The organism is Bacillus sp. HSf4 (genome assembly GCF_029537375.1).
Taxonomy (GTDB): Bacteria; Bacillota; Bacilli; order Bacillales; family Bacillaceae; genus Bacillus; species Bacillus sonorensis_A.
In genome coordinates, this window is sequence record NZ_CP120679.1 from 2,266,673 (window position 1) to 2,279,136 (window position 12,464).

Genomic DNA, 12,464 nt, shown 5'->3' on the forward strand with positions numbered 1-12,464 from the left:
AAAAAACAAGCCGCTCCTGCTTGATGCATGAAGCGGCCTGTTGTCTTTTTTAAGCGCATAAGTATTTGGATAACAGCGCTTGAATTTCAAGCATGTCTGTATCTTTTGTAAATTCGAGGTCGAAAATTTTGCTGCTTGTCATCAGCGAAAGAGAGCTGTCGGGATTGAACATGCTGACTTCCCTGATCGCAAAGCCTTCAATGGATTTATAAGGAAGGAAGACGCGGACTTTCTTTTTAGAAAACAGCTTATTATCAAAAAAAATAATCCGCTTGTTGGTAAAACAAATTTGATCAATTCTTAACCTGCATACTGATTCAATTTTTTCTCCTTCAATAAGCAGCGGTTCAAATCTTTTCCCGTCTGCCGTCTTACTAGCTGAAAAAACGCCCAATCAAAACCCCTCTTTCTATATGTACAATTTATGTTTATGCCCAAGGCAAAGTATGCTTATCGGTACTAATAAGAATACGATAACCCTGTTTGATAAACAATTACGAGCAGATTACATTTCTTTAACTCTCGATGTTTGGTTTTACTAACAATTAATACGCTTACCAGGGAGCTCAGGTTTCAACTTTTTATTCGTTTTTTCAGGCGTTTGCTTCAGAATAAAAAAACCGCAGAAAGAATGTCTCCTTCTGCGGGCCTTTTTACGGTTTTCGACTTCTGATCTGTTCTTCTGTCACAGCCATTCCTTCCGATTCCGACATTGCTTTCGTCATCGGGAAGTGTGCGGCACCGTTGTTTCTCAATTGATTCACCCTTTTGTGATCATCTATTATGATGGATGATCATTCAGGCTTTTACCTCTTCAAAGTAGTCTTTGTAATAGCCGCCTACTTTATTTGTATTATCGATGATAAATAAAAACTCATCCGTCTCATTTTTGACTTCATATATTGTCCCGACGGTCAGCGCCCTGTTGACGATGTATTTTTTTGCATCGGTATGTACACACTTTACTTTTTTGATCGTTTGATTGTTCTGCCAATTTTCATGAATCATGTTGATGTCCCCTTTTCAAAACGGTATATGTCTCCATTGTAGCGTTTTTTGACCGAAATGCAATGTCGGGTGACTAGATGAGAGCAAATGAATATTGATTTCATTTCCATCTCTGTTATAGAATAGTGGTGTATGGTTCCAAAATCAGAAATATATCCCTCTTTTGCCAGCGCAATGATCGAATCAGAAGACAAACCAGCAGCAAGAGAAACTCAACACAGACAGACCAAAATTTTAAAGGAGGTTTGTTTAACAAACATGAGTTCATTAACGATGCAGGTCAGTAAGAAGCTGGAGTCATTTTTGCAGGGAACAAAGAAGCTGTACATTAACGGGGAATTTGTAGCCAGCGCTGCAAACAAAACGTTTGAAACCCCGAATCCGGCTACGGGAGAAACGCTCGCCACCTTGTATGAAGCAGGTCCCGAAGATGTCGACAAAGCGGTAAAAGCCGCAAGGGAAGCCTTTGACCACGGGGAATGGCGGACGATGAATCCGGCCGAGAGAAGTCGGCTCATGTACAAACTAGCCGATCTGATGGAGGAACATCAAAATGAGCTGGCTCAGCTTGAGACGCTTGATAACGGAAAACCGATCAGTGAAACGACTGCCGGGGACATTCCTTTATCGATCGAACATATGCGTTATTATGCAGGCTGGGCAACGAAATTAACCGGACAAACCATTCCTGTAAACGGACCTTATTTTAACTATACCCGCCATGAGCCGGTCGGGGTTGTCGGACAGATCATCCCGTGGAACTTCCCGCTCTTAATGGCGATGTGGAAAATGGGCGCCGCCCTTGCCGCCGGATGTACGATTGTCTTGAAACCAGCCGAGCAGACGCCGCTGTCGGCTCTGTATTTGGCGGAGCTGATCGACAAAGCAGGATTTCCGAAAGGTGTTGTCAACATCATCCCGGGCTTCGGCGAAACGGCGGGAGAAGCTCTGACAGATCATGAGCTTGTAGACAAACTGGCTTTTACAGGTTCGACTGAAATCGGCAAAAAGATTATGGAGAAAGCGGCGAAAACCGTCAAACGGGTCACCCTTGAGCTCGGCGGAAAATCGCCGAACATCATCCTTCCTGACGCCGATTTAAAGAAGGCGATTCCAGGAGCATTAACCGGTGTCATGTTTAATCAGGGCCAGGTGTGCTGTGCCGGATCGCGCGTCTTTATCCATAAAGACCAATATGACAAAGTGGTTGACGAAATGGTCTCTTATTCAAAGTCTCTTCGCCAAGGAGCGGGACTTCATGAAGATACACAAATGGGGCCGCTTGTCAGCAAAGAGCAGCACGAACGGGTGCTGTCCTACATCGAAAAAGGACGCCAGGAAGGCGCGAAAATCGCAGCCGGCGGAACATGCCCATATGAACAGGGATATTTCGTCTCTCCGACCGTGTTTACAAACGTCGAAGACGACATGGCCATTGCAAAAGAAGAAATATTCGGCCCTGTCCTGGCGGCGATCCCGTATGAGACGGTTGATGAAGTAATCGAGCGCGCCAACCGGACGGAATACGGGCTAGCTGCTGGAGTTTGGACGGAAAACCTGAAAAACGCCCACTATATCGCCGACCGTCTTCAAGCGGGTACCGTTTGGGTCAACTGCTACAACGCCTTTGACGCGGCCTCCCCATTCGGCGGTTATAAGCAGTCGGGCCTAGGCCGTGAAATGGGTTCATATGCTTTGGACAATTATACCGAAGTGAAAAGCGTCTGGATTCACGTCGGTGAATAGATCACGCAAAAAGCACCGCTTTCTTTGATCGCGGTGCTTTTTTGTCAGCCCGGAGTAAACAGGACTGCGGTCATTTGCTTCCAAAGACCGAGCAGCTGATCTTCATCATGGAGAAAGTGGCAATGAACGATAAATCCTATTGCTATCATATCCAGCATGTGAAGCTTTTTGGCCAGGCGCTCTTCGCATGAATGCCCCTCCTTTTCCGCGATTTGCAGGGCGGCGCTGTTTTGCTTCACAACCCGCGAGAAAATCGATCGGAACGCTTCTTTCAGCTCATCATCAATGAAGCTTTGGCTGATGCACAAAAACAATAAATAATAGTCGTTTTTTTGCTTGCGAACAGAATGAAAAATATGCTTTCCCAAACCTGCTACAATTTCCCGGGCGTCCCCCTCCTGCTCTAAGGGCATGTCTTTTAAACATTGTTCAAATGCATGGATTGCCGTTTCTTTGATCAGATCATTCGTGTTTGAGAAATAGTGATAAAAGCTGCCTTTGCTGACTCCGGCTTCTTTAATAATTTTGTTGACCCCGATCTTTTCAAAACCTTCACGAACGATAAACGATACCGCCGCATTTAAAATGTGTTCTTTTGTTTGTTCACCTTTTTTCGTGGCCATGTGCGGCAATCTCCTTGAAATAAGTCTTTAATTCACGGGTTCCGTAGGCAGGTGCAACAGCATCCTGTGTCAATCCTTCGAGAAAGAATTTGAATAAGCCGTATTGTTTCGGACTGAATATACGCAAAAACGGAAGCGAAGCCGATAAGAGCCCAGCAGGGACATGAAACAGCCGCTTCTTTTTTTGTATGATCGCAAATGCAAGCGCTGCAGCTTCCCTGTATTCGTAAATCTGCGGGCCGCCAACCTCAAGCTCTGCTCTGTCATGCGTTGGAATGGAACGGACGCAGTAGTCGGCAAGATCAGCACCGTGGATTGGATTGATCTTCTGCTTTCCATCGCCGATTAAAAATACCCTGCCGTTTTCCGCCATTTTCAATAACTCACTCATATCCGAAAAGTAACCCGTCGGCTTTACGATGATGTAATTCATTCCGGAATTTTTCAGTTTCTCTGCAAAAGCTTGTTTGGCTTTGACGAGCGGATTTTTCATTTTTTCACCTTTCAAAACATGGATGTACATCAACTTGCTGACGCGCTCCTTTTTCGCTTCTTCAAGCAGCTGGAGGTTCCCCAAATAATCCACATCATAAAAAGTCTGACTCCCCTTCTGCCGGGTTAATCCAAGGGATGAACAGACAATATCCATTCCGTTACAGGCCCCTCTTAATGAATTTGCTTCCGCCGCATCCGCTATCAGCACTTCGTCGATCAAATCAGCGACTGCCGGCTCTAAATACGGACCGGCGACAGCCAGTTTTTGTTCATTTCGTACGATTGCCCGCACAAAATATCCTTGCTCTTTAAAAGCTCTGACCAAATATTTACCGAGATACCCGGAAGCGCCGGCGATTAATACCTTTTGCATATCATCGCTCCCTTTCACATGATATCTTTATTTTGGACCAATTGGTCTGTTTTTTCAAGGTGACTGCCTGAACAGAGAAAATTTTATTTAAATCAATTCCTGATATCGATAATTATGGTAAAATTAACATTTACTTAAGCGAAATGAATAGGAATGATCAACGGATGAGCGATTCACGGAGTCAATCAATCTGGAAGGAAAAAAACTTTATTTTGATTTGGACGTCACAAGCTGCACAGTCTGTAGGGAGTATCATGATGACGGTATTCGTCATGGTCGAGATCTATAAAAAAACAGATTCTGTCTTCGGCTCAAGCCTGATCTTGGCGCTGAGCTCTCTCGGCGGTTTCTCCGGCGGGGCGCTGGCCTCGCTTTATATCCAGCGATTCAAGCTTGATCACATTGTATCACTTGCAAACTGGTTCAGAGCCGTCACCGCATTATTCATCGGGTTGTGTTTGTCATTCGGATCACCGGTCCAGCTCATGTATCCTCTATTATTTTTGCAAAGCTTCATCGGCTCCTGGTATACACCTGCTCTGTCCGGTTTATTATATCGAGCGATCGAAAAGCGGGATTATGCTGCAGCCTCCGGGAGCATTGTCACCGTCAATCAGTTCATTCAAGCGGCCGGCTGGGGAATTGGCGGTTCTTTATCCGCTTTTCTCTATACAAGCTTATTGGTATCCATCACCGCAGGGCTCTTTTTTGTGTCCGGGTTTTTGATTCGTTTGCTGGATAAAAGAGCAGCTCCTGTGGCCCAAAACCGAAAACGGCCTGTTCATTCCGGCTGGCGCACATTATACAAAAACAAAACCGTGCTGCTTTTGACGGCAATGGATCTCGCAGAAGGATTGGCAAATGCCGTTTGGACTTCCGCCATTTTACTCGCTTTTACAACGGCCGTTCTCAATAAAGGAGAATCGTGGTGGGGTTTCATCAATGCCGGCTATTTTCTAGGAGCGATATTGGGAGGCGTTCTGGTGATGCTGTTTTCAAGCCGGCTGCAAAAAAGGTTGGGCTTGATGATTGCCCTTGGCGCCCTTTCGATGGCCATGATGACGCTTTTGTTCGCCTATTCGGCCAATCCTTTGCTTTCCGTCATCCTTTGTATGTTAATGGGACCGCTTTATCAAGTGAGGGATGTCAGTCAAACGGTTATCCTGCAACATTCTTTGACAGATGAAGAAAGAGCGCCGCTCGTCGCAGCCCAAAATACCATTCTGACGTCATGGTCTATCTTAACGGTCGCTTTCATGGGCGCTCTGGCCGATTTGACCGGTGTGCAGAACGTCTATATCTTTGCCGCTGTCATGTATCTGGCAACAGCCGTTCTGACATTGTCGGCACAGCCATTAAGAACTTATGGACGGACCGTTTTACATCAGTCCAAGGAGGAGAAAGAAATATGAAGCTTTTGTGGATTTTTCTGATCAACGGTCTCTCTTTGGAGTGATCAATGTAGAAATAAACGAATCTTATTCCATGACATGTTGCTTATAGCTGCCGGAATATGTGCTGCCGACGTTCATTAGAAGCGGGCCGGCCTTAGCTGTTCTTCAATTGTTCATATTCCAGCTTCAACATCCCCATAATGATTTCATCTGAGTATTGGTTGTTTATATAAAGGGATTGCCTGATCGTCCCTTCTTTTTTAAAACCGGCTCTTTCATAGGCTTTGATTGCGCGGCTGTTATGCGAGAAAACTTCGAGCTGGAGGCGGTTCAGTTTCAGCTTTTCAAAAGCGAACTGCATCGCCAGCCTGACCGCTTCAGTCCCAAAGCCTCTATTGAAATAAGCAGGGCTGTGCAAAGCGATTCTAAATCCCGCTTTTTGGCTGGGGCTGTCGATGTCCAGAATGGACAGGTCACCAACGATTTGGTCACCTGTGTTTTGGCAGATGGCAAAATCATAGCGTGTATCATCATGTGTGATCCGCTCGTAGTGCTCATAGAGCTCATCCATTGTGAATGCATGTCTGGTCCCGGTCATATATCTGATTTTTTCATCTTGCGCGGCCTTGTAAAAGCTTTCCATATCATCTTTTTCAAGCGGTCTGAGATAAACCTTGCAGCCCTTTAACACGCGATCCCCCTCCTCCCTATTCTTGATATGCACCTGACCAATGGTAGGGCTGAATCTCCTTTAATGATTGATAAACCAGGCTTCCATCCGGCACAGTAACGGCTGCTTTAAGATCCGGGCCCCAGTAAAAAAGACGTTCCTGGCACACCCCGCACGGCGTTAATATTTTAAAATCGCTATTTTCATCATCTCTGACAACACAAATTGAATGTGTAACTTTTGTATTGAGTTTATGGGCCTCAAGGATTGCTCCGGTTTCAATGCAAAGCTCTGTTGATGCATTGATGACCTCCGGAGCAACACTCGTTAGGATCCTCCCATCTTCAGTATACATTGCCGCGGCTCCTCCCCATCCGGCAGGATATCTTTTTTTGATAAGCTCAACGGCGCTTTCATAAAGCTGACGTTCAATATTCATTTCAGGTCCTCCTATGGTATTCGCGATAGACTGCCTTTCCATAAAATGATAACCTACTTCAGCCAAAATATAAAATCAGATCAAGAGATTGCTAAAGAAATCATCACGTTATGGCTGAATATGCTAAAGCCCTTCCGACAAGAAGGACTAAGTGCAAAAATCGTTATTCGACTTTCATCATAAAATCTCCCGGTTCTTTTTGAACGATGCGGAATGACCCGTAAAGGCCTCCTTCATGAAATTCTCTCCATCATAGGAAAAGCTTTATGCAAACCGGCAAGCTACTCCCAACCGATTCAGATTGAAAATTGATTTCATGCCGGCAACCCGCCGGTCTGCGGATCAAGGTTGACCGGCATGATAGACACCCCCCCTGTCTAAAGCTCACTTTTGACAAAGAATCGATTGGCAGTCTTATTGATTTGTTCAAGGTCTTTTTGTGTTAATGTGATGTCAACAGCCCCGCTGTTTTCAATAAGATATTTTCGTCTTTTCGTTCCGGGAATCGGGACAATATCGTTTCCTTGAGCCAATACCCAGGCGAGCGCAATTTGAGAAGGTGATGCGTTTTGATGAAAGGCAATCTTCTCAAGCACTGTCAATAACTGAAGGTTTTTATGAAAGTTCTCCCCTTGAAACCTGGAGAATCGCCGCCTGATATCATCGGCGGAAAAATCGTCAATCTGTCTGATTTTTCCTGTTAAAAAACCATTTCCAAGCGGACTGTAGGCGACAATGCCAATACCCAGCTTCCGTGCTGCAGGCAGCACCGCCTCCACATCACGGTTCCACAATGAATATTCTGACTGCAGCGCTGTCATCTGATGGACTTTATTGGCGCGAACCAAGCGTTCTTGATCTATATTCGAAAGACCGAGGAAGCGGACTTTCCCTTCTTTGACAAGGTCCGCCATCGCTCCGACTGTTTCTTCTATAGGCACATCCGGGTCAGGAATGTGCAGATAATATAAGTCGATGTATTCCATGCCAAGCCTCAGCAGGCTTTCATCAACGGATTTTTTTACGTAATCGGGGTTTCCATTCAGCCCCGCCGCTCTCCCTTGCTGATCGCGGACAACTCCGAATTTGGTGGCGACAATCGCTTCTTTTCGCCGATTTTTCAATGCTTTGCCCAATAGTTTTTCATTGTCGCCCATGCCGTAAATATCAGCAGTATCGAAGAAATTCACGCCGCAATCAAGCGCCTTATGAATAGTTGAGATCGATTCGCCGCGATCCGCTTTTCCGTAAAATTCGGACATGCTCATACAGCCGAGCCCAATAGCAGATACCTCTAACCGGCCTAATTTTCGTTTTTTCATTTTCCCACCTCAAATTGATGATTCCTGCTGGAGCTCCACTTTGCAGGGCTGCTTTCATCAGCATAGTCCACGATATAGAAAATATCATGAAAATGATAGACTTATTTTTGTCATTGAGTTATTCTAATGTAATCGTGGGTCCAAAAATATGCGGCCTAAAACCGATCGTATAACGGCAGCTTGAACTCTATGGTTCAGAGCTGCCTTTTTCTATTTTCAGATCATGTTCACCCTGTTGCCGCAAGCGTTTCCCGCCGGATCGTTTGTTGAAGACCTTTCAGCCGGCTAGACGATTCAGTTTTACCTGACGACCTGAAAGAGATTTGTTGCCCGTCCATTGGCATGACACATTTCCCGAATGAATACAGTAATATGAAGGAGATGAGAAGGATGTGTTCTTTGCTAGAGGACGTAAAAGCTTTCAGGCAAAAGATCGTGACAGAGCTTCAAAGCAGACAGGAGCCCGATGGATCATGGAGGTTTTGCTTTGAAGGACCGGTGATGACAAACAGCTTTTTCATTCTTCTTTTGACTTCTCTTGAAGATCAAGATTCTTCTCTTATCACAAGTCTCGCCAGGCGGATCCGTTCAAAGCAAAGCGAAGATGGAACGTTTCGGAATTACCCTGATGAACCGCGCGGAAATTTAACTGCAACCGTGCAGGGGTACACGGGGATGCTTGCTTCCGGCCTCTACAGCCGAAATGAAGAGCACATGCAGAAAGCTGAAGCGTTCATCAAATCTGAGGGCGGATTGAAGCATATCCACTTTATGACGAAATGGATGCTTGCCGCAAATGGGCTGTATCCGTGGCCAAAAGCTTATATCCCGCTGTCTTTTTTACTCATCCCTCCCTATTTCCCGCTGCATTTTTACCATTTCAGCACTTACGCGAGAATTCATTTTGTACCGATGGCCATCACGTTCAATCGAAAATTCGCCTTAAAGAATAAACGGATCGGCTCACTGCGCCATCTGGATGAAAGCATGTCAAAAAACCCTTTAGATTGGCTCAATATCGATTATTTAGATGAACGAAGCTTTTATTCATTTCGTCTGCAATGGAAAGAGCTCTTCAAATGGCCGGCTTATGTACAGCAGCTCGGATTTGAAGCGGGGAGAAAATATATGCTGGACAGAATTGAAGGAGATGGAACACTGTACAGCTATGCCAGCGCAACGATATTCATGATCTACAGTCTGTTGGCCATGGGTATTTCAAAACATGCGCCCATCATCAAAAAAGCAGTCAGCGGTATCAAGCATCTTACAACTCCGTGCGGCGGTGAAGGTCTTTATTTGGAGAATTCAACCTCTACCGTGTGGGATACGGCTTTGGCAAGTTTTGCGTTGCAGGATGCAGGGGTGCCGCAAAAAAGCTCTGTCATCACATCAGCATCTGATTACTTGCAAAAAAGACAGCATGTTAAAAGAGCGGATTGGGCTGTCTTCAACCCTTACGCCATTCCCGGCGGGTGGGGGTTTTCAGATATAAACACCAACAACCCTGATCTGGATGATACAGAAGCCGCACTAAAAGCGATTCCCCGCCAAAACGGTCCTGCTGATTGGGATCGCGGCCTTAGATGGCTGTTATCGATGCAAAACAAAGACGGAGGATTTGCAGCTTTCGAAAAAAACGTCAATCATCCCATCATTCGCAATCTGCCGATCGAATCGGCCGCTGAAGCGGCGGTTGATCCGTCGACAGCGGATCTGACCGGTCGCGTTTTGCATCTGCTTGGAATAAAAGCAGGATTTAACAAGGATCATCCGGCTGTCAAAAGCGCCTTAAAATGGCTTTTTCAGAATCAGGAAGAAAACGGTTCATGGTACGGCCGCTGGGGTGTCTGTTATATCTACGGAACATGGGCGGCCTTGACCGGAATGAAAGCCGTCGGCGTCTTAGGCGAACACCCTGCCGTCAAAAAAGCCATCACATGGCTTAAATCGATACAGCTTGCTGATGGCAGCTGGGGGGAATCGTGCAAAAGCTGTGAAACAAAAAGCTTTTCACCTCTTCCCTACGGCACCGCCGTTCAAACAGCATGGGCTTTGGAGGCTTTGCTGCAATATGAGGCCCCTGACCAGCCGTTGATTCAAAAAGGAATTCGCTTTCTCATCGATGATGATAGGCGCCAGTCAAAACATCTTGACTATCCGACAGGCATCGGACTGCCCAAACAGTTTTACATTCGCTACCACAGCTATCCTTATGTGTTTTCACTGCTTGCTTCAAACGCGTTTATTAAACAAATGGAAATGGGGGAGAACGTTGAACCGAAATGAATATAAAGAGGAATTGACATCCTGGGCAAGGGAAATGAAGGAACAGGTGAAACATGATTCTTCTTTGGAGAGCCGTTTAGAAACGTTATTTCGTTCACTGGATGATCCGAATGCGACCGAACAGGAATGGTATGAACAAGCGGAAGCCGTATATCAAGCCGTTGGCCGGCACGCTCAATCCGACCGTCAGTCATTCAGGATGGTGCCGATCGGCGGCCACCGTCTGCCAAGGCTGCCCTACTCGTACTCAGCGCTTGAACCATATATTTCAAGAGAGATCATGTTTCTGCATCATACAAAACACCACCAAAGCTATGTCGACGGACTGAATAAAGCCGAGCGGGAACTGCAAAAGGCGCGGCAGTCGAAAAATTTTCAGCTTGTGAATCACTGGGAAAGGGAGCTTGCCTTTCATGGAGCCGGACATTATCTGCATACGATTTTTTGGTATGCAATGAATCCAAAAGGAAAAAGAAAGCCTACAGGTGAATTGCTGGAGATGATCAACCGCTCTTTTGGAAGCTATTCGGCATTTAAGCAACAGTTTTCTGAAGCGGCCAAACATGTGGAAGGTGTCGGCTGGGCTATCCTTGTCTGGGCGCCCCGTTCACACCGCCTGGAAATTCTGATCGCTGAAAAACATCAGTTCATGAGCCAGTGGGACGTAATTCCCCTGCTTCCGCTCGACGTATGGGAGCACGCATATTACCTTCAATATCAAAATGAAAGGGCAAAATACGTTGATAATTGGTGGAATGTCGTTGACTGGAGAGAGCCGGAAAGACGCTTTGCCCAAGCAAAACGAGTTCAATGGGAGCCGTTCTGATTCAAATTCAATGGCGGGACTTCAGCTATTGAAGTCCTGTTTTGTTTCGGTAGTTGCGCCGGACATCGGCCTCCCCGTCAAAGACTTGCCTCAAAAAGCGGACGAGCCTTTCCTCTCACACCTTTCTCTTCTCGGCGCCAGGCAGCCGACGACACTGGCCGAATCGAGCTAAAGTGCCGATACCTTTTCACTCTCAATACCGTATCTATTTCTCTTAAACCTCTATCGTATGTAATAAGGTGTCAAGTAAAAGTTTAAATACCCAGTTTATCTTGAGGATTGTTATAACCGATAACACGGAGATTGCTGAGGCGGAGTCGGGAGAGAAATCCCACAACCATACACCCTTCTGAATCTGCTATTTTAATCATTCCTTTATGAAATACCGAATCTCAGTCGATCCATATATCCCAAATTCATGCCTTAAGTATGAAATGTGAACGTTTTTTGATTTATTTGGAAAATAATCATTTTTCCTCATTCCTCTAATTCCAAAAATCGTTAAGCTATTCTACAAGAAGGGAGGAAATAAATGATCAAACTGTCGATGTTTGTCTGATTCAGCTGGCCAGTTTTTCGAAAAATGGCAATTTTATTTTAGGAGGGTTAATCATGAAAAAAATGTTTGCTTTCTTTACAGCCATAATGCTCGGTGTGACTTGTCTGCCGTACTTATCAGAAGCGAAAGAATCAAAACATACGGACAGTTCTGTTACAACCTTACCTTCTATGTCTGTACCCACATCTCTCAATCAGTCATTGAACCAGGAAAAACAACAGTTTAAAACTTCTGCTATTGATTTAAGCATCGGCCTCGATCTCTTAGGAATCGGAAACTCGATTAGGGATGCTATCGTTCAAAGCAATAACCGCAGCGGTTTCGTCAAAAACTGCATGGAAACCGCTTTTTATTCTGCAGGGCAAAGATACAATGTCATGGTGTTCAACTTAAGCCAAGGCTATCATAATGGTTTAAGAGGAGTTAAATTTTATGGATCTGCCAACTATCATGGCGTGATTTACGGCATTTGGGTATTTGAAAGCGGACAATTTACAAACCAAGGAGACGGCGGCTGGATTAACTGGGCCTTTAAAGGCTGGTTTGATCGAAACGGACAAACTGTAACATTCCGTAAGCCTTAATCAAAGTCAAGGTATCCCCTCTTCTGCTTGCTGGTAAAATCGTAAAAAACGAATTCACCGGCAAGCTTTTTTAATATTTCCGCACCAGAAAAACAGACGCCTTTTCCCTTCCATGCCCTTTCATCAAACACTTCCC

Annotated in this window: 13 protein-coding genes; 6 read left to right on the top strand and 7 right to left on the bottom strand. The window is 45.4% G+C overall.

Annotation, left to right across the window (positions count from 1 at the left end; translation table 11 throughout):
- Positions 1–49: 49 nt before the first annotated feature.
- Both P3X63_RS11555 and P3X63_RS11560 read right to left on the bottom strand, forming a co-directional pair.
- Positions 50–394, bottom strand: a complete 345-nt coding sequence (locus tag P3X63_RS11555; protein ID WP_026587460.1) for a PH domain-containing protein — start codon at positions 392–394, stop codon at positions 50–52.
- Positions 395–798: 404 nt separating this feature from the next.
- Positions 799–1,008: a DUF6501 family protein gene (locus tag P3X63_RS11560; RefSeq protein ID WP_026587461.1), complete on the bottom strand. Its 210-nt coding sequence runs from the start codon at positions 1,006–1,008 to the stop codon at positions 799–801.
- A 258-nt stretch (positions 1,009–1,266) separates the two neighbouring features.
- Between P3X63_RS11560 and P3X63_RS11565 the strand changes: the two genes are divergently transcribed.
- Positions 1,267–2,754: an aldehyde dehydrogenase family protein gene (locus P3X63_RS11565; RefSeq protein ID WP_026587462.1), complete on the top strand. Its 1,488-nt coding sequence runs from the start codon at positions 1,267–1,269 to the stop codon at positions 2,752–2,754.
- Between the two features lie 44 nt (positions 2,755–2,798).
- On the opposite strand, the gene P3X63_RS11570 is transcribed toward P3X63_RS11565, so the two are convergent.
- On the bottom strand, positions 2,799–3,377 hold the full coding sequence (locus P3X63_RS11570) for a TetR/AcrR family transcriptional regulator (protein WP_277690753.1): 579 nt from the start codon (positions 3,375–3,377) through the stop codon (positions 2,799–2,801).
- Positions 3,358–4,245, bottom strand: a complete 888-nt coding sequence (locus tag P3X63_RS11575) for an SDR family oxidoreductase (protein WP_026587464.1) — start codon at positions 4,243–4,245, stop codon at positions 3,358–3,360. The genes P3X63_RS11570 and P3X63_RS11575 overlap by 20 nt, the downstream gene beginning before the upstream one ends.
- A gap of 164 nt (positions 4,246–4,409) precedes the next feature.
- On the opposite strand from P3X63_RS11575, the gene P3X63_RS11580 reads away from it, so the two are divergent.
- A complete protein-coding gene (locus P3X63_RS11580; protein ID WP_277690757.1) occupies positions 4,410–5,657 on the top strand; it encodes an MFS transporter in 1,248 nt (415 codons plus the stop codon).
- Positions 5,658–5,793: 136 nt separating this feature from the next.
- Here the strand turns inward: P3X63_RS11580 and P3X63_RS11585 are convergent, their stop codons facing one another.
- The 3 genes from P3X63_RS11585 to P3X63_RS11595 all read right to left on the bottom strand — a co-directional run bounded on the left by P3X63_RS11585 (position 5,794) and on the right by P3X63_RS11595 (position 8,070).
- Entirely contained in the window at positions 5,794–6,330 is a 537-nt protein-coding gene (locus tag P3X63_RS11585; protein WP_077736619.1) for a GNAT family N-acetyltransferase, read from the bottom strand.
- 16 nt (positions 6,331–6,346) lie between these two features.
- Positions 6,347–6,748 carry a cytidine deaminase gene (locus P3X63_RS11590; RefSeq protein WP_026587467.1) on the bottom strand — a complete coding sequence of 134 codons (402 nt, stop codon included), beginning with the start codon at positions 6,746–6,748 and terminating at the stop codon, positions 6,347–6,349.
- A gap of 377 nt (positions 6,749–7,125) precedes the next feature.
- The gene (locus P3X63_RS11595; protein ID WP_277690760.1) at positions 7,126–8,070 is read right to left on the bottom strand and encodes an aldo/keto reductase; all 945 of its coding nucleotides are present in this window, start codon (positions 8,068–8,070) and stop codon (positions 7,126–7,128) included.
- A gap of 390 nt (positions 8,071–8,460) precedes the next feature.
- Here P3X63_RS11595 and P3X63_RS11600 point away from each other — a divergent pair, with 390 nt between their 5' ends.
- From P3X63_RS11600 to P3X63_RS11615, 4 genes are all read left to right on the top strand, one after another.
- On the top strand, positions 8,461–10,359 hold the full coding sequence (locus tag P3X63_RS11600; RefSeq protein ID WP_277690762.1) for a terpene cyclase/mutase family protein: 1,899 nt from the start codon (positions 8,461–8,463) through the stop codon (positions 10,357–10,359).
- Positions 10,346–11,185, top strand: a complete 840-nt coding sequence (locus P3X63_RS11605) for a superoxide dismutase (protein ID WP_277690764.1) — start codon at positions 10,346–10,348, stop codon at positions 11,183–11,185. Before P3X63_RS11600 ends, P3X63_RS11605 begins: the two co-directional genes overlap by 14 nt.
- A 28-nt stretch (positions 11,186–11,213) precedes the next feature.
- The gene (locus P3X63_RS11610) at positions 11,214–11,357 is read left to right on the top strand and encodes a hypothetical protein (RefSeq protein WP_163170560.1); all 144 of its coding nucleotides are present in this window, start codon (positions 11,214–11,216) and stop codon (positions 11,355–11,357) included.
- A 440-nt stretch (positions 11,358–11,797) separates the two neighbouring features.
- Complete coding sequence (locus P3X63_RS11615) at positions 11,798–12,328, top strand: hypothetical protein (RefSeq protein ID WP_026587471.1); 531 nt, start codon at positions 11,798–11,800, stop codon at positions 12,326–12,328.
- Positions 12,329–12,464: the final 136 nt, after the last annotated feature.